Origin of the sequence: Pseudomonas sp. XK-1 (assembly GCF_038069885.1) — a bacterium.
In the GTDB taxonomy this organism is placed as follows: domain Bacteria; phylum Pseudomonadota; class Gammaproteobacteria; order Pseudomonadales; family Pseudomonadaceae; genus Aquipseudomonas.
Genome location: NZ_JBBPES010000001.1, coordinates 267,113 through 290,453, shown reverse-complemented (window position 1 = coordinate 290,453; position 23,341 = coordinate 267,113). Strand labels below are relative to the sequence as shown.

General features: G+C 60.3%; 13 protein-coding genes and 2 pseudogenes. All 15 read right to left on the bottom strand.

Features of this window, described 5'->3' with window-relative positions:
- Nucleotides 1-691: 691 nt before the first annotated feature.
- Complete coding sequence (locus tag WMW70_RS01250) at nt 692-1,393, bottom strand: M48 family metallopeptidase (RefSeq protein ID WP_341435710.1); 702 nt, start codon at nt 1,391-1,393, stop codon at nt 692-694.
- A gap of 1 nt (nt 1,394) precedes the next feature.
- Nucleotides 1,395-4,718 (bottom strand): type I restriction endonuclease subunit R, encoded by a 3,324-nt coding sequence (locus WMW70_RS01245; protein ID WP_341435709.1) that lies wholly within the window; start codon nt 4,716-4,718, stop codon nt 1,395-1,397.
- A gap of 14 nt (nt 4,719-4,732) precedes the next feature.
- Nucleotides 4,733-5,782 carry a phospholipase D family protein gene (locus tag WMW70_RS01240; RefSeq protein WP_341435708.1) on the bottom strand — a complete coding sequence of 350 codons (1,050 nt, stop codon included), beginning with the start codon at nt 5,780-5,782 and terminating at the stop codon, nt 4,733-4,735.
- Between the two features lie 153 nt (nt 5,783-5,935).
- Nucleotides 5,936-6,109: a hypothetical protein gene (locus tag WMW70_RS01235; protein WP_341436562.1), complete on the bottom strand. Its 174-nt coding sequence runs from the start codon at nt 6,107-6,109 to the stop codon at nt 5,936-5,938.
- 1 nt (nt 6,110) lies between these two features.
- Nucleotides 6,111-7,469 (bottom strand): restriction endonuclease subunit S, encoded by a 1,359-nt coding sequence (locus tag WMW70_RS01230; RefSeq protein WP_341435707.1) that lies wholly within the window; start codon nt 7,467-7,469, stop codon nt 6,111-6,113.
- A complete protein-coding gene (locus WMW70_RS01225; protein WP_341435706.1) occupies nt 7,462-9,960 on the bottom strand; it encodes a type I restriction-modification system subunit M in 2,499 nt (832 codons plus the stop codon). The genes WMW70_RS01230 and WMW70_RS01225 overlap by 8 nt, the downstream gene beginning before the upstream one ends.
- A 253-nt stretch (nt 9,961-10,213) precedes the next feature.
- On the bottom strand, nt 10,214-10,657 hold the full coding sequence (locus WMW70_RS01220) for a hypothetical protein (protein WP_341435705.1): 444 nt from the start codon (nt 10,655-10,657) through the stop codon (nt 10,214-10,216).
- Between the two features lie 82 nt (nt 10,658-10,739).
- Nucleotides 10,740-11,516 (bottom strand): Rha family transcriptional regulator, encoded by a 777-nt coding sequence (locus tag WMW70_RS01215; protein WP_341435704.1) that lies wholly within the window; start codon nt 11,514-11,516, stop codon nt 10,740-10,742.
- Between the two features lie 3 nt (nt 11,517-11,519).
- Complete coding sequence (locus WMW70_RS01210; RefSeq protein ID WP_341435703.1) at nt 11,520-11,738, bottom strand: helix-turn-helix transcriptional regulator; 219 nt, start codon at nt 11,736-11,738, stop codon at nt 11,520-11,522.
- A gap of 464 nt (nt 11,739-12,202) precedes the next feature.
- Nucleotides 12,203-13,609 (bottom strand): tyrosine-type recombinase/integrase, encoded by a 1,407-nt coding sequence (locus WMW70_RS01205; RefSeq protein ID WP_341435702.1) that lies wholly within the window; start codon nt 13,607-13,609, stop codon nt 12,203-12,205.
- A gap of 426 nt (nt 13,610-14,035) precedes the next feature.
- A pseudogene (locus tag WMW70_RS22000) lies at nt 14,036-14,632 on the bottom strand (methyl-accepting chemotaxis protein); the annotation flags it as partial.
- A gap of 258 nt (nt 14,633-14,890) precedes the next feature.
- Nucleotides 14,891-15,661, bottom strand: a pseudogene (locus WMW70_RS21995) (MCP four helix bundle domain-containing protein); the annotation flags it as partial.
- A 366-nt stretch (nt 15,662-16,027) separates the two neighbouring features.
- Nucleotides 16,028-16,951 carry a diguanylate cyclase domain-containing protein gene (locus tag WMW70_RS01195; RefSeq protein ID WP_341435700.1) on the bottom strand — a complete coding sequence of 308 codons (924 nt, stop codon included), beginning with the start codon at nt 16,949-16,951 and terminating at the stop codon, nt 16,028-16,030.
- A 10-nt stretch (nt 16,952-16,961) separates the two neighbouring features.
- A complete protein-coding gene (locus tag WMW70_RS01190) occupies nt 16,962-21,473 on the bottom strand; it encodes a PAS domain-containing hybrid sensor histidine kinase/response regulator (protein WP_341435699.1) in 4,512 nt (1,503 codons plus the stop codon).
- 125 nt (nt 21,474-21,598) lie between these two features.
- Nucleotides 21,599-23,296: a two-component system response regulator gene (locus WMW70_RS01185; protein ID WP_341435698.1), complete on the bottom strand. Its 1,698-nt coding sequence runs from the start codon at nt 23,294-23,296 to the stop codon at nt 21,599-21,601.
- Nucleotides 23,297-23,341: the final 45 nt, after the last annotated feature.

Genomic DNA, 23,341 nt, shown 5'->3' with positions numbered 1-23,341 from the left:
AGCGCAAAAGACCGCAAGAAACGCCTGTGCATCGGAGCCTGTCCAGTGCACGGGATCGACATGCCGCAGATCGGGCTAGTCGGAAGCGGGTCTGATCAGCTCTTCCTCGTGAAATGCCCAAGGCGGGATTGCGAGATCAAAGGCACAACGGCCAAACCTAACAACCCCGTCAGGCTACTGCCCGAGTACGCGCACCTGCTCTTACCACCGGCCTGCTGAAGTCCAGTGAGGTCGGAAAAAATCCGATCTGCCTTCAAGCCCTAACTTCGGCGCTCAAGCCCAGTTTTGTAAGGCATACCCTGACTCTGAGTAAGCCTGGTACCTCGTTAATGCGCAAAAGATGAGCATTTAGATAGGAATTTTTCCGCCCCTGGTATCGATAGCCTGAAGAGGGACCAGCCCCCTGCCCTGTTGACCAATGTAGAACCCTTCTGCCGCTCACTGAAGGCATGCGTGAGATGACTTACTCGCTGTTTCCGTGGATACCGGGCTTGGATACCGAACTGATAATGGAAGCTTGAAGCCCTGGATTTGTCTGAAGTCCCTCTTTCGATGGTAACTACGCTGGTAACCTGTGCAGAGAAAAGGCTATTTCGCTGTTAACCAGACTGTTAACCAGACTGTTAATACAATCTGTTAACTAACGACTTTCCATGCGTACCGGCTTGCGTACCAGCCTTTGCGTACCGCCTTAAATCCCCTCCACCTCCATTCCGTGCTCGGCCAGCCAGGTCTTGCGACGGGCGTAGTCGGGCATGGCGCGCTCGACGCGCAGCCAGAACTCGGGAGTGTGGTGGGGCTCGTGCAGGTGGGCCAGCTCGTGAACCACCACGTACTCGGCGATGGGTGCAGGCAGCAGGATGGTCTTCCAGTGGAAGTACAACCAGTCGCCCTTACCGCAGGAGCCCCAGCGATAGCCAAGGTCCTGCACCTTCATGCCGCCAGGGCTGAGCGCCATGCGGTTGCGGAAGTCGGCCACCCGCTGCGCCAGCCAGGGCTTGGCATGGGCGCTGTACCAGCGGATGAAGTGCTCGCGGGCCTGTGGCAGCTCGCTGCGCAGCAGGCGAAAGCGCCCCGCAGCGAGTTTAAGCGGCACATCCTGCTCGTCGACCAGTTTGAGCCGATAGCTGCGCCCAAGATAGGCAAAGCCCTCGCCGTCGACGAACTCCTTGGCAGGCGCTACCTGCAGCAGGCGATCCTTTTCAGCCAGCCGTGAGTAGATCCAGAAGCGCTTTTCCAGCACGAACTGGCGGAGGCGCTCCTCGCCGACCTCCGGCGGCGCGACCAGCAGCAGCTGGCCGTCGCGCTCTACGGTGACCTGCACGGTCTTGCGCCGCGAACTGCGGCGTAGCACCAGGCTCAGGTCGTCGACCTGCAGGAGGCTGTCGCTCATCTCATACCTGCATCAGCTTGTCGTGGCTGGCGCGAGCTTGCTCCATCAAGCGGTCGGCAAGTTCCTCGGCGGCGGCATCATTCACCAGAGGCGGGCGCAGACGCATCAGGTGCTCGAACAGTTGACCGTTCAGGTCTTCCTGCGCGGCCTTCTTGCGCGGGCTCCAGATGTCCCGGTTGCTCTGCAGCTCGTCCACCAGCAGGTCGACCAGCTCTACCGTCACGTCCTTCAGGCGCAGTAACTCGGCCGGCTGCGGCTCGGCACCAGCAAAGGCCACCTCCAGCACGCTGCGCAGAAAGGGCGCGTAATGCTCCGGCAAATCCCCCATGAAGGGATCGCCACCGCTCTGCCCGCTGCGCAGCTCGTCGATGATCTTCTGCAGCTGCTCGATCAGCGCATCCCACTGCTCGCCGAGGGACTTGAGGATGTCGTTGAGACGCTCCGACAGCTTGCGCAGCAGCACCGGGTCCTCGTCCAGGTGCTTGCGGATGTGCGAGCGAATGGCGTGCTCCATCTCCGAGGCCTTGGCGCGGTCGTTGGGCTGGCGCAGCACCTGCTTCTCGAAGTCGGCGTCGGTCAGCTGGATCGGCGGGATCTTCGGGTCGATGCCCAGCGAGATCACATGATCGTCGATCAGCTTGCGCACCTTGGCACCGACGTCCTTGCCCAGTACCGGCATATCCTTGTAGCGGTTACGGGCGCGGGAGTAGAGGTAGGCCAGACGCTTGGCATCTTTGGTGAACGGCAGTCCCTCGGGGCGCGGCAGCACGGTGTCCAGGCTGGCGAGGAAGGCCTTGAGCTTGACGTCGAACTCGGCGCGCAGGCGTTCGTCGCCCAGCGCGGCGAGGCAAGCCTCGGTGTCGTCCAGCGATTCGATGCCCTGACGGCGTAGCACGTCCACCACGCGCAGATGGCGGTCGCGCAGCACCGGCACCTCGTCCTTGATGCTGGCCAGCGCGCCCTCGATGTCCTCGTCGGCGTAAGCGGCCAGCGCCTCCTGCAGGTGGTTGGCGACCCCGTAGTAGTCGACCACGATGCCACAGCGCTTGCCGAAGCCGGTACGGTTAACCCGTGCGATGGCCTGCAGCAGCTCGGCCTCGCGGATCGGCCGGTCCAGGTACATCACGCCCTCGATAGGCGCATCGAAGCCGGTCAGCAGCATCGACTTGACGATCAGGAAGGCCAGCGGGTCGGCCTTGTCGGCGCGCTCATGCTGCAACGGCTTCTTGAAGCGCTCGATTAGCCGCTCCTGCTTGCTGCCGTCGGTCCAGGTCTTCCAGGCCGGATCGTCGTTGTTGCTGCCGGAGATGATCGGCGCGAACTCCAGACGGCGCAGCAGCTCACGGTAGCGCCAGGCCTGGATGCGCGCCTGCACCTTAGGCGGACGCTGGCACAGGCTCTCATCGTCCAGTGCCTTGTCCTCGGCCGGCAGCGCTTCGGCCTCGGCCAGCAGCTCGTCGCGGGCGTCCCGCAGCGCGGCGAAGTAACGGATCGCCGCCAACCGGCTATAGGCCACCACCTGCGCCTTGTAGCCGTTGGGCAAAATGTGGGTGACGTAGTGGCGGAGAATGTCGCGGGCCTTGTCGGCGATCAGCGCCGGGGCTTCGAGGATGTTGCCCTTGGTGGCGTACTTCTGCTTGATCGCCTCCAGCTCCTCTGCGCTGTACTCGCGGAACAGGTCCTCGAACAGCTCGTCCAGGCTGGCACCGTCCTTGACCGCGCCGGTGGCGGTGCGGCCTTCATAGAGCACCGGCACGGTGGCACCGTCGGCCTCGGCCTCGCGGATGGTGTACTTGTCGATGAACTCGCCGAAAATCTCGTGGGTACGCTTCTTGTCACCCATGATGATCGGCGTGCCGGTGAAACCGATGCGCGCGCAGTTGGGCAGCCCGGCCAGCAGGCTGGCGTGCAGGTCGCCGGCTTGGGTGCGGTGCGCCTCGTCGACCAGCACCAGTATGCTTTCGTCGGTGTTCAGTACCTCGAAGGGCTTTCCGCTCTGGTAGCCGGCGCGGTTCTCCGCGGCCTTGTGCGTCGGGCCGGTATCTTCCTGCACTGCCTCGGTGTCGTCCTCCAGCTCTGCGTTGCGGTACTTTTGGATGGTGGCGAACACCAGCCCCGGGCCCTGCCGACGCGCAAGCCGCCGAACGCCCTCGGTGCTGGTCGCCACCTCGGGGCGCTCGCCGGTCAGGGTGGCGGTGGCCGACAGCTGCCGCTGCAGGTCCTTGCGGTCGGTAACCACGATCACCTTGAAGCGGCGCAGGCGCTCGTCGGTGCGCAGCTTGCGCACCAGGAACACCATGGTCAGGCTCTTGCCCGAGCCCTGGGTGTGCCAGACGATGCCGCCGCGCTGGTCGCTCTCGCCATGCACTAGGCGGGTCTGGCCGGTCTTCAGGCGGGTGACGGCACGGTTTACCGCGCGGTACTGCTGGTAGCGGCAGACGGTCTTGATAGTCTGTCCACCGGTCTGCATGAACAGCATGAAGTGGCGTACCACGTCGAGCAGTTGGGCCGGTGCCAGCAGCCCGGCGATCAGTCGCTCCTGCTCGGACAGCGCGGCCTTGCCGAGCGCCACGGCCACCTCCTGCTCGCTGCCGCGCCCATCCGGGTCGACCACGGTCTTCCACTGCGCGTAATGCGCCAGCCCCGCACCGATGCAGCCGACCCGCGCCTCATCGAAGCTGCTGGCGACCAGCAACTGCACACTGGCGAACAGCGCCTCGTTGCCCTCATTGTCCTCGACCTCGAAGGCCACCTTGCGCTGGTTGCTGTAGCGGCGCAGCTGGTCGACCGCCTCGGCCAGAGGCTCCGGCACCGAGGGGCTCTTGCACTCCACCACCACCAGCGGGATGCCATTCACCAGCAGCACCAGGTCGGGGATGATGAACTTCTTGCCGCTGTCGTAGCCGGACGGGCAGTCCACCCTGTACTGGTTGACCACGGTGAAGCGATTGCCGGCCAGGTTATCCCAGTCGATGAACTGGATGGTCTGCCCGCGCCCACCGCCCCAACCCGGCAGGCCGTCGACGGTGATGCCCTTGAGCAGCAACTCGGTGGCCTTCTGGTTGGCCTCCATAAGCTTCGCCGTACCCAGCCGGGTGATGGCTGCAACCGCCTCGGCCAGCCGCTGGTCATCCAGCCAGGGCTCACCGTCATGTAGGTTGATGGCCCGCAGGCGCTCGCGCAGCACCGCCTCCTGCACTACCTGGGCGAAGCTGCCGCGTCCGGTTGCTGCCGGGTCGTCGAGGCTGCCCTCCTCGTGCGCCCAGCCCAGCCCCTGCAGTTGGGCGACAAAGGGTTTCTCGACGTCTTCCAGTTCCCAGCCCATGGGGATTTCCTTATTCAGAGCGACATTCCGTCACGTTCAGCTTCCCAGAGCAGGAACTCATCCAGGCGCCGGCAGCAGCCACCCGTATCCATTTCACCATCAGTTTCGGGATACAACGACGTCAGCCACTCTTGCAGCCGCTCGCCTAGCCTCTTCTGCTCCAGGCTACCCAGAGTCCAGTCCAACACCTTACTCCGCCGCTCCAGAATCGGGACCGAGACCCGCATGCCTTCAGCATTTGGATAGCCTTGATCCAACACTGGGATACGTTGCCAGACGCCCCGTACCCGAACGGCCCCACGAGCTCCGTAGTAAACACGGATGATCGGAGCATCCTTCGGCAAAGGCTCCGCACTGTCATCCGGCCAGTCTTCGAAGAAGACGAGATTCCTGCTATTCAGCGCCAGCTCGGGAGAGCATCGAGCCTGCTCGACGGCAGCAGTACCACACGCTATCGCTTCATCACTGACCGTCTGCACCCGGTAAATCGCCAGATAAATCGGGCGATCAAGCAATGCCTCTAGAGGAGCATCAAGCAGGCAGTTGGCGTTGCTAATGGGGCTAGGGCGGCTAGCTCGATGTTTTTCCCAAGCGAGTCTGGCCTGATCGAGCTGGTCATCGGTCAAGGCATGTCCTGCCCGCTGCCACTGCTGCTCGAACCAGTCTCCCGCAGTCTTCAGCACCTGCTGGTCGACTACCCGGAGGCCGGCCTCCTGCCAGCCGCTGCATTCCGAAGCCTCATATCCCAGACCGTTGGCCGAAATATTGGCCGACCCCATGATGGCCTCGTTTTCACCCAGTACGACCTTGGCATGAAGATCCTCAAGGGTACGAACCTCCACTTTGAAGTCCTTCTTGTCCTTCCACTCTCTGATTGCAGCGATCACCTCCGGATTGGTGGCTCCACTCTCCAGATTGCAGATGATCCGCAGGCTTTTCCCCTGCCAGTTCTTGAACAGCTGCTCCGCCCCTTTGCCCCAGAAGGCAACGGCAATGGACAGGTGCTGACTGCCAGCAATCAGCTGCTTCAGGTGATCCAGGTAATTCTCGGAGGATAGGAACATGACATCTCCCTTGTCTGATTTCGGTTACCGCTTGTTTGGTCTGGAGCGCATCCGTTCATCGTGAATGCAAGCCCGCAGGCTCGCACAGAAGCGCATGGTTCGTCTGCGGGCAGCAGGAGGAGAGACCCTCCACATCCGATTCCATCCAATCGACTACTCGGCCAGCCGATACACCGATGCCGGCCCCTTGCTGTGCGGTGCTGGCTCGCCGCCCTCGGCGTTGGCCAGGCAGACCAGCGCCTCGATCAGTTCGCGGTCGGGGAGCTTTTTCAGGTCGCTCTTGAACTCGACGCTCAGGGACTCGCGTGGCGGCAGGCGCAGGGTCATATCAGGCTCCCATTTGTCCAACAGGCTGTTGGACGATTGGTGCAGCAGCCTGCTGCACAGATTCCAGCAGCGGGGTAACGCGGACTCGACCGGTCAGCAGGTCGTCCATCAGGCCGGTCTTCTGCGATTTAAGCTTGGCCATCAAACTTGACTCAGAGGTTATACGCTGCTCAAAAGACGCCATTCTCTCGCTTATCGCGCCCTGTTCGTATGTGGTGGGGACAGGAACAAAAGGAGAAAGTATTTCGCTCTTGGATAGATGGGGGATATCCATGCCTTTCTGCTGCGCAAGCAAATTACGCTGAAAAGCAGGCCAGAGCGTTAGCTGGCGTAGGAAACCCATAGAGCACAGCCTTGGCATGAAACGGCCTACTCGTTGAACAAGCAGACAGGGCAAGTCGTCCTGATTGATCACAGAAAACTTAGACCCCGTTTTTGTGAAGGTTCTATCCATGCCGATAACGACATCACCCTCTTTCAGCAGATAGTCTGCGAATCGCTGCGCAGCTTCATCAGAGAAATACTTTACGGTCTCCCACTCTGGAGAGCCGTACCCAACATTATCGCCACGAAGTAGCCTCATCTTCCCAGTGTCGAGGAACCACTCTGACTTGAAAGCAAAGCCGACCTGCAGATCCGCTACGTCCTCCAGCGGGAGAATCTCCCACTCCCTCGGAATCCACCCCAAGGGCGATTCCTTGTAGAGCTGCGGCGCTTCGCTCTGCGGCGGGCGCAGTTGGCCGTTGGCGTCGATGCCGCGGGTCAGCAGGTCGTGCAGCAGGCCCTGCTTGACAGCCTTGAGCTTGTCGATCAGCGCCTCGGTTTCGCGGATGGCGGTGTCGAGGGTGTCGAGGATTTGGGCGATGACGACCTGCTCGGCTGGCTCTGGATACTGAACAGGAAGAGCCAGCAGCTTTGATTTGGGCAGATTCTTCATGCTGCCACTGGTACCGGTCGCATGTACCTCGACATAACGGCGATAGTCGGCAGACTGCAGCACGAACGAGAGCCAGCGAATACTCAGCTGCGTCCGATCCCTTGGCTTCAGCTGCCAGAGCCTGTCCGGTAGAAATAGCGTGGGATGCGCCTCGCGCACGTAGCAGGACTCACCAACCAGGGCGGGCGTATTCATTCGGCTGACCAGAATGGAGTCAGCCTGTACGGGCTCAGCTACCAGCCTACGTTCATGCTGGAGAACGGCCTTGTTCTGCTCGGCACGAAATGCTCCCCCGATGATTGCGCTGGTCTTCAGTACGCCAATCTCACCCGCGCCATGGGGGCGATCCTCCGCGTTCACGCTGACACCGGCATCGAGTGAAGCAATGGTGTCTGCCAGTGTTCCGTTAGCCCACTCAGACATACCCCAACCCCCTCAAGAACCCCTGCAACGCCAGCGCCGCCGCATCGCGCTTGTGCTCGATCTCATTCAGCGTCACCCGGTACTTGTCCCACCAGTTCTCAAAGGCGGTAACGATCTGCTTGCGCTGGGCGGCAATATAACGCTCGACGATGGCCTGCATATCGTTGTGCAGGATGGTCAGCAGCAGCTCGGCGGCCCGCGCCTCGCCCAGACCGTCGACGGCCTGATTGAGGTGGTCGGCGAAGTTTTGCTGCTTGGCCTTGAGCTGCTTCTTGACCATGGTTAGATCGGCCTTCCAGGCCTTGAGCTGGGCTTCGTCGACGGCATTTCCCTCGTCGTCGCCGTCCTGTGCATCGTTGCCCTCGGCCTCGTTGCCGTCCTCGCCCTTGCTTGGCGCGGCGGTCTTGATCTGGCTGTCCAGCTCGGCCTTCTTCGCCTCCAGCTCGGCCAGTTCGCTAACGAAATCGCCGAGCAGGAAGCGCACCAACTTGTGCTCCAGCGGGCTGTGCTTGCTGGCCTTGTCTTCCAGCGCGCTGACGATGCTGGTGCGCCAGGCGTCGATCACGCCCCGGCTGCCGCGGGCCATCAGGCCGAGGAAGTCGTGTTTGCTCTGGTACCAGAAGCCGGCAACAATGCCGCGCACCTGGAAGGGGTCGAGCAGGCCGATGCGCTCCAGCACCTGGCTGAAGCTGTCCAGCAGCTCGCTGCGCAGGTTGACCAGCGCGATGCTGTCGTCCAGTTTGCCGGCCAGCGCGGTGATGCGCGGGCTGTGCTCGTGCCACCAGGCCTCGAAGGCGTCGCGAATCGCCTGCTCCTTGGCCTGCAGGCCTGCATTGCCCTCGACGGCCGGTTTGAGATCGGCGCGGTTGTCCAGTTCGGGCTTGAAGTCGAAATAGCGCTCATCGCGGACAGCGAACAGGTCGCGCGGGTCGAGGCCGTGGGCGGAGAACAACACGGCCTTGGCTGCCACCTCGCTGCGCGGCACACCACCGAGCAGGTGAGCGCGCACGTCGTGCGGCTCGGCCGGTGGGGCATTGTCCACGTAGCGGCGGATGTTGAGGTTGTAGCCGTTGTTGCGCAGGGTGGCGATGTCCACCAGGTCGCTCAGGCCGTCGATCTGGCGGAACTGGTCGAAGGCGGTGGCGATCTTCTCGATGTGCTCGGGGAGCAGGAAGTTCTGCGCGCGGCCTTCGAAGTATTCGCGGTCGGCGTTGATGAACAGCACCTTGCCCAGGCGTTCGGCCGGCTTGCCGCTGACCCGGTTGGCACCGTCCTGGCGCTGCTGACGCAGGATCAGGATGCAGGCAGGGATGCCGGTGCCGTAGAACAGGTTGGCTGGCAGACCGATCACCGCTTCGAGCAGATCGTCCTCGATGATGCCGGCGCGGATGCCCTTCTCCTCGCCGCCACGGAACAGCACGCCATGGGGCAGAACGGTGGCGACCATGCCCTCGTCGCGGCAGACATGCAGCATGTGCTGGAGAAACATCAGGTCGGCCTTCTTGGCACCCAGCGGCACCTGGCCGTAGCGAAAACGCTCGGGATGACGCGGCTGCCAGGCCGGCTGGCCGTCGGCGTTCTTCTCGGCGCTGCCCCAGTTGATGGAGAACGGCGGGTTGGTGAGGATGCGGTCGAAGCGCAGCAGCTCGCCGCCTTCGACGTGCAGCGGCTCGGCCAGGGTGTCCTCGTTGTGCAGATCGGCGTTGGCGATACCGTGCAGCAGCATGTTCATCTTGGCGATGGACCAGACGGTGCCGTTGAACTCCTGGCCGAACAGGTTGGCCTTGCGGCCGTCCTCGCCGTGCTCGTCGATGTATTCCTTGGCGGCAATCAGCATGCCGCCCGAGCCGCAGCAGGGGTCGTAGATGTCGTGTTCGAGGCGCGGCTTGAGCAGGCGCACCATCAGCCGCACCACCGAACGCGGGGTGTAGAACTCACCGCCCTTCTTGCCGGCGGAGTCGGCGAACTCGGCGATCAGGTACTCGTAGGCAGCACCGAGCAGGTCGGGGAACTCGAAGTCCTCGTTGCGCAGGCGCACCTCGGCGAAGTGGCTGATCATCTGGCGCAGCTTGATGTCGGTGATCTTGCTCTGGCCGACCTTGCGGGTGAAGTCAATATGTTCGAGCACGCCGGCCAGACTGGTGTTGGTCTGCTCGATGCCGGCCAGCGCCTTGTTGAGGAAGTCGCCGACGTTGATATGGGCGTTGGCCAGCAGGTAGGCAAAGCGTGCCTCTGGCGGAACCCAGAAGCTGCCGTCGCGCTTGTACCAGCGCGGGTTCTGCGCGGTTACGGTGGCTTCCGCCAGGCTTTTTCCGCCGTTGCGCTCCTGCTCGATAAGCTCGTTGTAGCGCTGCTCGAAGACGTCGGAGCAGCGTTTGAGGAACAGCATGCCGAAGATGTATTCCTTGAACTCCGAGGCGTCCATCTTGCCGCGCAGGATGTCGGCCGCCTTGAACAGATGGCGTTCAAGTTGCGGAAGGGTGAGGGGCATGCAGCGGGGTCCTGTGTCTATGGCCTGGCGAGCAGGCTGTGGCATCCATGACTGGGGATGACGAGAAGGGGCATTCTATCCTTTGTCCGCCCCCAGGGCGCCAGCCTCGCGGCGCTGTAGATGCCACTGCATGGTAGATATAGAAGGGAGTCCAGAAACTGGACCGGGTGAAGGTGCTCCATCGGTACAGAAAATGTACGCACGGCGGTGATTTGAACACCTTGCCACGGCACCGTGCGTACAGAAACTGTACTCAGCCAGGTACAGAAACTGGACCGGGCATTCTGCGGTTCAGCATGCTCAGCTTGAGTGGTGGTGTGGTGGTCGGATTCACCTCCAGATCCTTGCCAGGGCAGTCGTCAATCTGCTTCCAGGCCAGTGCGTAAAGCGCACAGCGACCGCCGGGGTTGAGGAAAACGCCTTCGCGGGTGCGGATGATCAGATCAAGCTGCTGCAGTCGCTCCAGGGCTTTGGCCAGCGATGTCTTGCTGCCCACACCCCAGACCTTGGCCTGAGTGTGAGAGGCCGACAGGTTGCCGTTGTTCTTGCCCCGGTACTGCCGCATCAGGCCAAGCAATACCTTGTGCTCGGTTCCGCTCAGGCTGGTAAATACCGGGCTGTCATACAGCGCATGAGGGATCTGGATGAAGTACCCATCCTCGGAACGCCCTTTGGACTTCAGTCGGCTACGCGCCATGCCCGGCCTCCCCAGAGGGCGCAGTACGCCCCCTGTAGTCGGCAAGGCAACGAGCCGCGAACGGTCGATGCCTCGGCATGGTCTACCTCACTGCCTGGCTTGCGGGGGAACCGAGGGCCAGCACGGACACGGACACGGAGGGAGGCAGGAGCAGGTGGCCCGCGCCGACCATATAATCCTCGCAAGCAGCCTTGGCCCTGCGCGTGACCGTGCGGTGGTCGTCACCCTCGGCCAGGCCGCCCTGTACCGCGCGAGCGAAGATAAATTGCAAGCTGCTGAGAGTCAGCTGCTGTGCGACCGTCAGATTTTCGCGTTCGCCGCTCGTAATCCCCAGCACCAAATTCAGCATCCTGTTGGCGTTACCGTGAAAAATTGCATCCGGCGTCGTACTGCCACATTCGCGCGCACGATGGATCAACGCCTCCACGGCATCGTGAACACTATGGTAGAGAGGCAGGTACTGGGTAGCCCTGACGCTGGCGCGATCACGGACCATGCGGAAAGCGGCTACAAGCTCCGCCTTCAGCGGCACTACCCGGTCGTTGTTCTTCGCCAGCGTTAGCAGGTAGATCGCCTGATCTTCATTCAGCCGCGCATAGCGCTCAGCCTTGCCGCCCCCCTGCTTGCGTTCACCAACCTGCGTTTCAAACAGCAGATGGCCAAACTTCTTGAACTGCTCGGCATGCTTCTGGATCAGCACCATGACGTTGCGGTGATGATTGCCAAACAGCTGAGCCAGCGCACGGCTATCGACCCGCGGCTCAGCACTACCCGTGTTCAGCCTGACGCTGAGCGCCACAGCTTTCTTCGAGGCGAGCGAGCCCTGCCCCGCCGATTTGCGGAGTTGTCCGGTTTGCATGGATTAGCCCTCCTGCTGAGTCAGGAAGGCTTCGATGGCCTCGACCGGCCAGCGAACCGAGCGGCCGTAGCGGACAGGGCGCGGGAAGCCAGCACTATGCGACCAGCGCCACCAGGTGGTGCGGCTGACCTGGTACCGGTTGCAGAGCTGGGCAGTGGTGGCGAGGGTGCCGGGAATCGGCAGGTTGGGAACAACATTGGTGTTGACAGCAATATGTGCCATGCAGGGGATTCCACTAAACAAACTAGAAAACCCGCGGGATGGGAGGAACCAGCCGCCAGACCGTAGATCTGGGTGATGTATTTTTGCGTTGACGCAAAAATACACTGGCTTGATACTCTCGCCAGGTAAGCAATGCTTACCGCTTGAAGCGTGAGAACTTCATACCCTCGGGGCGTTTGCTGGCTTGCTGGTACACGAGGACAGGTCAATGTCCTTCCCGAATTAAGCCCCGACCCTGCAAGGTTGGGGCTTTTCATTTCTGTACCCAGCAACGACATAACCTACTTCGACGCTTCTGCAGCTCTCGCCACCTTGGACGCGATGCGGCACTACGCCCTTTCGGATATGTCTCACCAACGCCTTCATGCTACCGAGATGTTTCACAAAGGTGCAGTCTTGACGGTCTATGTCCAGTCACATAATCGCGACGCCAGCCCGCGTATTTCCTGGGTTTCCAAGACAGATTATTTTCCACGCCTGCTCGTCAGAGTGACCACATTGCCAATTTGCGCACCAGTCTCACCGAGGACCCCGGCTAGCGCTCGGTCGAAAAGCTCAATGGCACGTTTTTTCTCCGGCAGCGCCGCTTCGGGATTGTTGCGATAGTGCAGATTGGCTACGCCAGTCTGACCATGCGCCTGCAGTAGATCTGATAGTTGGTCGCTGACGCCGTATCTCTGCATGATTTGGGTGCAGGTGCGGCGCAGATCGCGCGGCGAGAAGCTGGGAATCTGCTTCTCCTCGATCACCGCATGCTCAGAACTCAGCCAATCGGCAACTGCATGCCGGGGGCTGCTGACGACAATGTGCTGCTTTCCGGTTGTGGTCCACGGCCAAGGGTGACAACCGTTAATCTCTCTCACGCGCTCCATAATGGCGACGGCGCGCGGTGATAGCGGGACAAGGTGCGGCCTGCTCATTGTCTGGCCCCCACGCCCCTTTCGGTGGATCAGGCGAACAGTGCCGGCTTCCAGGTCGTAATCATCCCAGGTGGTCTGGCAGACGTTGAAGATGCGCTGCCCACCCGTGGCGATGACGAACTTGAACAACAGCGCCATGACCGGGCCGACGCCTTCGGTGCTTTCAATGGTTTCCCAGAAATGGCGCAGTTCGGCATCCGACAGCGCGCGGGTGGCCGGTGCCGATACTTTTTCGACCGCTACCACGGTTGCCGGGTTGTTCTCCAGGTTGTAGCTCTTGGCATTCGCCCTACCGACCGCGTTCTCGGCGCGCAGACCATGATTGAATGCCGCCGACAGGAACGAACGCATACGTTCGGCCTGTACCTTTGCGCCGCGCTCCCAGATCGGATTGAGAATATCGAGAATGTGGTCGGGGCGAATATCGCGCGCCTTCATCGCCATGATGCTGGCGTGCGGCGTCAGCATGTTGGTCTGATACAGCCGCTCCAGTTCCTTTACGACGCCAGGCGTAGCCTTCTGCCGACGCGACTCTATGTAGTCGAGAAATAGCTCGCCGAAGGTGCCGCGCGATGCTTCGATCTCCGCCTGACGCTGGCGTTCGGCACGCTCCCGTGCAACGGCAGCTTCCTGCTCTTCGATGTACGCCTTGACATCACCGCGCTCGGCGGCGATTGCTGCGTACTCGTTTGCCTTGTCCCGAATCTGCGAGACGGTCATCCCGGCAGCCCGAGGGTTCGACTTGTAAGTGCCCAGCTTCAGGCTCACGTCTTTGCCGTTTACCCGCTGGCGGTAGTACGCCTCGACGATGCCTGACGGCCTGCGCTCGAACAACAGGGTGCCGAAGCCGCGCTTCTGATCCTTGTCTGCTGGTTCTGAGATTTTCCCCTTCAGGTTGCGTACCTGAAGGTCAGTGATCCGCTTGTCATCCTTGGTCTTAGTGGTGGCCATTTCTGCTCCCCGTTGCTCCCCGTTCTGCTCCCCGTTCGGGGGCGTACTGCAACGGTACAATCTGAAACAAGGAAAAACAATAAAGTGAGATAAACCCATTTAAAACAATAGCTTCAACGATTTACATGTAATTCTGCGAAACGTCGAAAAACACTGAAGCGAGCCGCTTGTAATCAGTAGTTCACGGGTTCGATTCCTGGTGCCGGCACCATACGCAACAACGAAAAGGCTCACCGCAAGGTGGGCCTTTTTCGTTTATGGGCATTGGGGGCGTGACTTCTCTTACACGGCTTCGCACATCTTTCGATTGCGGTATTAGGGGCTAGATCCAACTCCAACCAGGATGGTTCCCGGCCGGGCTCGACCGACGCGCGCCCTTAACCGGGTTTTTTATCCATACGCCCTATGAGCCGTATGCCCAGCCGATCAGGCCTTGAAGCGCTGGATCTGCTGCTGCAAGCCGCTGGCCAGTTGCGCCAGGTCGCGACTGGCGATCGAACTCTGCTCGGCCCCGCTGACCACTTCACCGATGCTGTCGTTGAGGCTGCTGATGTTCTGGCTGATCTCATTGGCCACTGCCGTCTGCTCTTCGGTGGCGGTGGATATCTGTGCATTGCCGTCGGCGATCCCCTCGATGGCCAAGGCAATATGGTTGAGTACTTCGCCGACCTCGCGGGCATGGCTGACGCTGTCCTGCGCTTGCTCACACGAGAGCTGCATGGCGCTTACGGCACTACGTGCGCCGCCCTGCAGGGCATCAATCATGCCGCGAATTGACTCGGTAGCCTTCTGCGTATTGCTCGCCAGGCTGCGTACCTCATCAGCCACCACGGCAAAGCCGCGTCCAGCCTCGCCGGCACGGGCGGCCTCGATGGCGGCGTTCAGCGCCAGCAGGTTGGTCTGTTCGGCAATGCTCTGGATCACCCCAAGCACCTTGCTGATTTCATCGCTCTGGCTGTGCAAGGTATTGATCACTTCGCCAGCTTTTTCCACCGACACCGACAAGTCCTGAATCGACCTGAGATTGGACTGCACCAGTTCACTGCCCTGGTGCGCCTCCTTGTTCGCATCCGCCGCGGTATTCGAGGTGCTCTGAGCGTTGTGCGCCACCTCCTGTACCGCCACGCTCATCTGATGCACCGCCGTGGCGACCATGCTGGTCTGATCACCCTGAGCGGTGGTGGCACGACTCACCTGGGCGCTGATCGCGCTCATTTCCTCGGCGGCCGCAGCCAGTTGAGTACCGGTGTCGGCCAGATGGCGAATCAACGCCTGCAGGTGTTCGAGCATGGAATTGAACGCCCGCGCCGTATCGGACACCTCATCGCGACCATGGGCATCGGCGCGCAGGGTCAGATCGGAGGAATTCTGCACGGCGCGGATCAGGTCACGCAGCGCGGACAGTGGGCGAATGATCGATAGACCGATCAGCAGTGCGGCGACCAGGACCAACACCAGGGCAACGACACCGATGACGATAAAAGTGTTTTTCATCGACTGATACAAGGCGGCGGTCTGTATGCCGAGCTTTTCGCCTTCGCTCAGTTGCAGGCTGATCAGGCCGCTCAACTCACCGCCGAGAGGGTCGAAACTATCGTAAAGAGTACGATTGAAGCTGGCGGCATCGGTTGCGCGCAACTGGCCGGAGGCGGCCTGTTCCAGGTAGCGCTCCGCCAGTTGCTGCACCCGCAGCAAATGGGGCAGAGTACGCTCGACCCGAGCGCTTTCCTCCGCAGTCAGGTGAGTGGCGATATATTCGCCCCAGGCCTTGTCACCCACCTGTCGCGCCGCGACGAACTCCTGACGCAGGCGAGGTTCGTCGAACACCTCGGCGCGGTACTTGTGCAGGGCATCGACCATGGCCACTGCATAAGCATCCGATACCAGCTTGAGCTGGCTGATCGGTTTCATACGGTCGACAAACAGTTCTTCGAAACTTTGATTGAGTCGGCTGGCATTGGCCAATGCCATCCCGATCACCCCGATCAGCACCAGCAGGGGCACCACCGCCAACAACAAAAGACGAGCACGAACAGTTAATTGAGCCAGCATCTAACTACCTCTCTCCGCGGACAACGAGCGCCAGCATTTCATGCTCAGCGCAACCATAGGCGGCGACGGCAATACTGCAACCGCCACCCGGCGCGGACACTATGGCAATCCCGCCAAGGTGAGCACTCACCAAAAGTAGAGGTCAGGCTGCGCGGGCCAACTTCCACCCTCGCGGCCTGACCTCTACTTCTGGCAGGTACTAAAAATGGGGGGATTACCGGGGGGCTGGGCAGTTAAACGCCCTGCTGATTGCATCCACCGAGAGCACTAGGTGGTAGAGGATGCGGCTGGGCACAGCCTTGCCCTGCACCGGCCGGACATGTGCGTAGTCGCACCACGGCGCAAGTCATGCACGGGCGGACGCGGCTATGCGCAGGAACTGATACGGGCACGCCCGGCTTGCTTGGCCTGATAGAGCTGCCGGTCTGCCTCTGCCAGCAACGCGTCTGAAGTTGTTTCGCTATTGGGTACTACAGTCGCAACCCCAAGCGAGACCGTCAGCATCTGCTCCACTGCGGAGTCGAGGTGTGCAATCTTGAGCGCTCGCACACTGACTTGCATTCGCTCAGCAATCTGTACGGCCTCAACCTGCCCAGTACTGGGCAAAACACACACAAACTCTTCACCGCCATAACGCGCCAGTAGATCGTACGGGCGCTTGATCACATCATTCAGAGCCCTGGCCACGGCCTGCAAAGCGGCATCCCCCGCCAGGTGTCCGTAGCGATCATTGAAACGCTTGAAGTGGTCGACATCGATCATGATCACCGACAGCGGTGATTGCTCTCGCAGGCTGCGCCGCCAGTTAAGCTCAAGCTCTTCATCAAACTTACGTCGATTGGCCACACCCGTCAGGCCATCCAGCAGAGCAAAGGAACGCAAGATGTCACTTTGCCGTTTGAGCGTCAGGTGGGTATTGACTCGCGCTTTGACGATGACGGGGTTGATCGGTTTGACGATGAAATCCACCGCTCCCAGTTCAAGACCTCGTACCTCGTCCTGCTCTGCCCCCTGGGCGGTGACAAAAATAATGGGGATGTCGCGGGTATCCGGGGCTGCTTTCAAGCGGCGACACACCTCGTGACCGTCGATCCCCTCCATATGCACATCAAGCAATATCAGATCCGGTAATACCGTTCGGCACACCTGCAGTGCTTGCTCGCCACCCGTGGCCATGAAAACTTCGCAGTCCTCACGAAACAACTCATGAAGTACCAGAATATTGACCCGCTGATCATCGACCAAAAGCAATTTTGGTTTCTGGCACGAGATCATTTGCCAATCCTGCATCAATAACTCCTCAAACCGAATTCAGTAATTCACGCCCTGCCAGTAGCGATGCAGCAAAATCCAGGGATTGCACCAACTGCAAAAGCCTGTCGAATTCTGGACGCACTGTTTGTGGCGTCTGCGCCAACAATGCCTCGCTTTGCGCTATTGCCTGCATATTGCCTGCCGCTAGCAGCTGCAGAATATCCTGCAAGGCCTCGCGCCATTGCTCGATAGACAAAGAGGCAGCGCCTGCATCTGCTGTCGGCAAATCATTCGGAGACAACTCGAACACTGCCCGCAACGCCTGGTCACTCGCGCTCAGTAACTCGTGCAGCACTTGCACAAAGCGGCCATCGGCTAACAACTTCGCCTTGGCGGCCTCATCTTCATGCAGCAATTGCTGCTCCAACTCACCGGCCAGTTGCGACATGGCCCAGGCCCCCATGGTGCCGCTGCTACCCTTGATGGCATGTAACACTGCAGCCGCACCGCTGGCATCCCGCTGCTCGACTCGCTCCTGCAGACGCACGAGCTGCTTTGCCTGCTCCGGCGCGAAGCTGCTCAACACGTAGCGAATCAACTCCTGATTACCGCCAAAACGCTGCTTGATCGAGTTGGAAGACTCCACCACGGAGTCGTGCGCGGCGAGCGGCCATTGCACTGCTGGCTCTGCGCTTGCGCCCCCTGAGTGGCGTCGTAATGTGGCGACCATGTTTTCCAGATCGATTGGCTTGCCAAGATGATCATCCATCCCGGCCTCCCGGCATGCCTGCACATCGGCGCTGGACACATTGGCTGTCATGGCAATGATCGTTAACCCCTGACACCGTGCATCGGCACGAATCCGTCGGGTGGCTTCCAGGCCATCGATGTCCGGCATCTGAATATCCATCAACACCACATCCAGCCTTTCCGCACACTCTGCGGCCAGCCGCACCCCTTCAAGCCCCCCCTCGGCAAGGGTTACTTGAGCCCCCTCGCCTTGTAGTAACTCAAAGGCGACCTGGCGGTTGAGCATGTTGTCCTCCACCAGCAGCAAACGCATCCCGCTCAAGCGCTTTGGCTGCGCTGCGCGCAAGCTGGCAAGCGAGGGAGGCGGAGTGCCCTGACCTGCGAAGACCCGCTGGATCGTATCGGCCAACTGCTGGGGCGTTATCGGTTTACTGAGCAAACCCGCAAAAGGCGCGTCGCCTTCCTGCTGAGCATCAGACAATATCTCGCGCCCATACGCAGTGATCATGATGATCATAGGCGCAGACTGCCCCTTGCTCTGCTGCCGGATCAATCGTGCGGCACTCAATCCGTCCATATCGGGCATACGCCAATCCATCAGGATTACGTCATAGGCGTTACCGGTGTCCTGCATTTGCTGGACGCGCGCGACAGCCTGCGGGCCATCAGTGACCAGGTCCACCTGCCAACCCAATGCCTCTACCGTGCGCACCAGCAGATAACCGGCCACCTCATTGTCTTCCGCCACCAGCAGGCGCATCGGTCGATCGACACCCGGGCAGAGCGCACGCAATGGCAGAGCTTGGGAAATGCCCAGCTCGATATCAAACCAGAAGCGACTGCCTACGCCCACCTCACTGCTGACCTGCAACTCTGCGCCCATCAAGTTGATCAGACGCTTGGAAATCACCAGACCTAAGCCCGTCCCGCCAAAGCGCCGCGTCGTCGACGATTCCGCCTGGGTGAAACCATCGAAAATACGCGTGAGCTGATCCGCGCTGATACCAATCCCGGTGTCAGCGACTTCAATACGCACCCGCACCGCCGCGCCCAGCCTCTGCAGCTCTTCTACCCGGACCACCACTTGACCGTGCTGGGTGAATTTGAGCGCATTACCCGCCAGGTTGATCAGCACCTGCTGCAAACGCAGGCTATCGCCCAGCAGTGCACTGGGTAATCGTGGGTCCAGATCGAACATCACCTCCACGTCACTCCGGCCCTGATTACCGGACAGCACAACCGCCAGGTCACGCATCAGGGCTTCGACTTCAAACGTGTGCACATCCAGCAGCAACTTGCCGGCATCTATCTTGGAATAATCGAGAATATCGTTGAGCAGCCCGAGCAGTGATTTCGCCGCCGTTTCGGCCTTGCTCACATAGTCCAGCTGGCGGGGATTGAGCTCCGTGTTCTGCACCAGGTGCAGCATGCCGAGCACCGCATTCATCGGCGTGCGGATTTCATGGCTCATATTGGCCAGAAATGAAGACTTGGCGGCGCTGGCAGCATCGGCCTGCTCCTTGGCATCCAGCAAGCGTGACTCCAGTTCACGCTGCGCCGTGATATCGCGATTGATACCCGTAACGCGCAGCGCCACGCCCCTGGCGTCCCGCTCCACCTGGGCACCGGCCTGGACAATGCGCACCTCGCCATCCGGTCGCACGACACGGAATATCGGGTCATATAGGGCCACGCCCTCCACCGCCTGGCGCAGCTTGCTCTCGGCCGAAGCTACATCGTCCGGGTGAACGCGTGAATACCAGTGGTCGTAGTTCAAGCCGGTCTCACGCAGACTCAGCGGCTGGCCGTACAACTCGAACATGCGGTCGTTCCAGCTCAAGGTGTTGTCGGCCAGGGTCCATGACCAGATACCCAGCTCGGCCACATCGGCAGCCATTAGCAGCTGATCACGCGCCGAAGCAACCGCATACTCGGACGCCTTGCGGGCGGTCAGGTCCACGGCAATACCGAGGTAGCCGTTGATCGCATCATGCTCATCGCGCATGGCCGTCACGGCGAGGGAAACCGGAACAAGCGAACCGTTCTTGCGCACATAGGTCCACTCGCGCGTCTCCGCACCGTCACGTTCGGCCTTGTGCACAAATACCCGGAAGCCTTCAACCAACTGACCAGACTCGGCACTCAACTCCCTTGAGCGCGCGGCCACCTCGTCATTCAGATGAAAACTGGCGGGTGTTTTTTTATCGATCAACTCGGCCGCCGCGTAGCCCAGCATGCGCTCCGCGCCCGTGTTGAAGACGCGAATGACGCCCTCCCGATCAGTGGCAATGATCGCCACCTCGGAGGCCGAACGCAGCACATTACCCAGTAGCAGATTGAGCTGACGGAGTTCGGATGTACGCTGGACAACCTGAGCTTCCAGACTGCTGTTCAATTCATGAATCTTGGTTGCGGCGGCCACTTGTTCAGAAATATCCCGAACGGTCTTCGAGGCCCCAACGACTTGGCCAGCGGAATTGCGAATCGGCGACACGGTGATGGAAACGTGAATAAGCTGACCGTTCTTATGTTGCCGCTGAGTGTTAAAGCTGGCTACGTGCCTGCCGTCCTTGATGCTGGCAAGAATTGCTTCCTCTTCCGCCTCAAACCCTGCGGGCACCATCAACTCGGCAATGCGCTGGCCGATGGCCTCTTGAGCACTGAAACCCAACAGCTTTTCCGCGCCTTTATTCCAACTGCTGACCCTGCCTTCAAGGTCTTTGCCGATGATGCCGTCTATCGAGCTTTCAACAATGGCCGCCAGTTTTGCCTGCTCGGCGATGATTTGCAGTTGCCGTATGCGACTGATGCTCAGCACACCAACCAGGCTGGCCAACAGCACCGAGAGCAGTAGCCCCAGGGTGAGCACCAATATCGGGGACAGCAGGTTCAGTTGGCTGATGAACAGTGGGTTTATCCCGAACTGCACTTGCCAGCGCCGGCCATACACGTCACGTTCGATCGTGTGCGACAGCACAATATCCTGAACGTCTTCGTCATCGGTTTTATAGAACACGACAGGCTGTGCGGGGTCAGTGACGTCATGTAATTCAAGGCTGACTGCCTGCTTGGGGGGCCGTATCCCTTTGAGCACCTCCTCAATCAGCAGCGGTGCATAGCTCCAACCCAAAGCTTGCTCCTCACGCTCCTCGACCGTCGCCGGGATAGCCCCGCCACGGTAAACCGGCATAAGGATCAGAAAGGACTGCTGTGGGTTACCCGTGGCCTGCACCAGCGTAATGGGCCCCGTCAGCCTCACCTCACCACTGCGCATGGCGGAAAGCGCCGCCTGCCGGCGATTAACTTCAGAAGCGATATCCAGGCCGACGGCCGCCATGTTGCGTTCGACCGGGTCGATGTACTGAATGACATAACGCTCGCCATCGTGCGGGGTCAGCTGGCGGATAGCAAAGTCGGGCCAGCCGTCTGCCCGGGCACGGGCTATAAACTCGGCTTCGTCTTGTCGGGCGACCCGGCGAATAAAACCGAAGCCGCGGGCCCCCGGAAACTCTTCATCGACATTACGGGTCCGGCTGTAGCGATCAAAGCTCTCCCGTGTGATGAGATCCTCAGCCATGGTTTGAATCGCGCCACGGGCCCCGCGCAAGCCATACTGGTAGAGCCTCAGGCGGCTCACCACCGCATCCGCCGCCTGATCTGCAGCGGCAAGGGCGGCCTCATCAGCTTGCTCATGGTTATGCTGGGCAACCCCCAAGGCGGCCGCGGCACTGACGAGCACCCCGGCGATCAGACTCAGAATGGCCCACCGATTCGCGGCAACGACGGTGTATTTATTTTTGATCGACATGACGCCCCAATAACATTTCACAAGCAATGAGCAGTGATGTTTGCTCACCGCAAACCCTTCGCAAGGCAACAGTAAAGTCCACACCGGTAACGCAACGAAGGGTAATGCGGGCTGCAGCTAAGCGCTTAGCAGACGCTGAACTCCCCTGAATCGAGCAAAGCACAGAACTGAATAAACGGCACTGGCCGAGAGTACAAATAGCCCTGCATGACCTGGCAACCGAAGCTTTGCAAAACCGCAGCATGCTCCTGGGTTTCCACGCCTTCGGCCACTAATTCAAGCCCGAGCGCCTGAGCCAATTTGACAATGGCTTCGATAATCGCCGCATCGCACTTGTCGACAAGCATGTCACGGACAAAGCTCTGGTCGATTTTCAACACGTCAACCGGGAAGCGCTTGAGATAGGTCAGGCTGGAGTAACCCGTACCAAAATCATCCAGGGCGATACGCACGCCCATACCTCGCAAGGCCGACAACACCTGCTGAGTATTAGTTACATTCTTGGCCAGTACCCCTTCGGTTATTTCCAGCTCGAGGAACTCTGGCGCGAGTTTCGAGGCAAGCAGGGTGTCCTGCACCATCTGTAGAAATGTCTCTTCGCGAAACTGCACCGCAGAAATATTCACACTGACCACCACATGCATGCCCTGCGCGACCAGCATCTGGGCATCCTTGCAGGCTTGCTCAAGCACATGCTTACCAAGCGGAATAATCAGCCCGGTCTCTTCGGCCAGCGGAATGAACTCAGCCGGCGAGAAAAGACTGCCGTCTTTATTGCGCCAGCGTACGAGCGCCTCCATACCCACCACACGACCTTCGCTGGCTATGACCTTGGCCTGATAGAAGACTTCGAACACGCCCGTCTCAAGCGCACTGCGCATATGTTGTTCCAGCAAGTGCCGGCCGCGGGAACTGTGTTCGATATCGAGAGAAAAGAAGCGATAGCGGTTACGTCCATCCAGCTTGGCTTGGTACATGGCCGAGTCCGCATGGCGGTATAGTGATTCAGAATCCTCACTGTCGTCAGGAAACAGGCTGATGCCGATACTCGCACTCAGGTTATGGCGATTGCCCTGAAGGATAAAGGGCGCACTGATTGTGCTTAGCAGCCTCTCGGCAAAGTCCCCCACACCATCAAAGCCGCTGACTTCTGGCAGCAGTATGATGAACTCGTCTCCCCCTTGCCGGCTGACCGTATCAAAAGACCTCGACGCCTGCGATAAGCGCTCCGCGACTTCTTTGAGCAATGCATCGCCAATTGAATGCCCAAGCGAATCATTAATGCCTTTGAAGTTGTCCAGATCCAGCAGCAGCATAGCCACGCGCGTCTGACTGCGGTGTGCCTTCTGCAAGGCCTGCTCGGTACGGTCCTTAAGCAGCGCGCGGTTTGGTAAGCCCGTCAGCGCATCATGGTTGGCGAGCTTCTTCGCCTCGTTACGCAAGGCCAGGTGGGCTTTGATATGCGCCCTGGCCACCGGTACGTTGAGCGGCTTGTGGATAAAATCAATGCCGCCATATTCAAGTGCGCGCAGTTCGTTTTCAGTCTGCACATGTGAGGTGACAAAGATGACGGCGGCATCGCACAGTTTCGGGTCGGCCTTCAATGCCTTGCATACGGCAAAGCCACTCATCCCCGACATTTCAATATCCAGCAGCACGAGGTCCGGCTTACACCGCCGGGCCATCATCAAAGCGGAAGGGCCATCGCTGGCCTGATACACATCGCCCAGATCACGGACGGTTTCATGCAGCACGAGCGCGTCCGTGGCCTGGTCTTCGACGATCAGAATGACCGATTCGACATCAATCCCTTTACTGCGCATGTGCGGCTCCAGATCGTTCCCTGAATTCCATAGCCAGTCAGCCTA

What these genes read in the sequence shown, in the direction of transcription:
- WMW70_RS01250 (WP_341435710.1), bottom strand. Translation starts at nt 1,393, where the DNA reads ATGAGCGACAGCCTCCTGCAGGTCGACGACCTGAGCCTGGTGCTACGC.
- WMW70_RS01245 (WP_341435709.1), bottom strand. Translation starts at nt 4,718, where the DNA reads ATGGGCTGGGAACTGGAAGACGTCGAGAAACCCTTTGTCGCCCAACTG.
- WMW70_RS01240 (WP_341435708.1), bottom strand. Translation starts at nt 5,782, where the DNA reads ATGTTCCTATCCTCCGAGAATTACCTGGATCACCTGAAGCAGCTGATT.
- WMW70_RS01235 (WP_341436562.1), bottom strand. Translation starts at nt 6,109, where the DNA reads ATGACCCTGCGCCTGCCGCCACGCGAGTCCCTGAGCGTCGAGTTCAAG.
- WMW70_RS01230 (WP_341435707.1), bottom strand. Translation starts at nt 7,469, where the DNA reads ATGTCTGAGTGGGCTAACGGAACACTGGCAGACACCATTGCTTCACTC.
- WMW70_RS01225 (WP_341435706.1), bottom strand. Translation starts at nt 9,960, where the DNA reads ATGCCCCTCACCCTTCCGCAACTTGAACGCCATCTGTTCAAGGCGGCC.
- WMW70_RS01220 (WP_341435705.1), bottom strand. Translation starts at nt 10,657, where the DNA reads ATGGCGCGTAGCCGACTGAAGTCCAAAGGGCGTTCCGAGGATGGGTAC.
- WMW70_RS01215 (WP_341435704.1), bottom strand. Translation starts at nt 11,516, where the DNA reads ATGCAAACCGGACAACTCCGCAAATCGGCGGGGCAGGGCTCGCTCGCC.
- WMW70_RS01210 (WP_341435703.1), bottom strand. Translation starts at nt 11,738, where the DNA reads ATGGCACATATTGCTGTCAACACCAATGTTGTTCCCAACCTGCCGATT.
- WMW70_RS01205 (WP_341435702.1), bottom strand. Translation starts at nt 13,609, where the DNA reads ATGGCCACCACTAAGACCAAGGATGACAAGCGGATCACTGACCTTCAG.
- WMW70_RS01195 (WP_341435700.1), bottom strand. Translation starts at nt 16,951, where the DNA reads ATGCAGGATTGGCAAATGATCTCGTGCCAGAAACCAAAATTGCTTTTG.
- WMW70_RS01190 (WP_341435699.1), bottom strand. Translation starts at nt 21,473, where the DNA reads ATGTCGATCAAAAATAAATACACCGTCGTTGCCGCGAATCGGTGGGCC.
- WMW70_RS01185 (WP_341435698.1), bottom strand. Translation starts at nt 23,296, where the DNA reads ATGCGCAGTAAAGGGATTGATGTCGAATCGGTCATTCTGATCGTCGAA.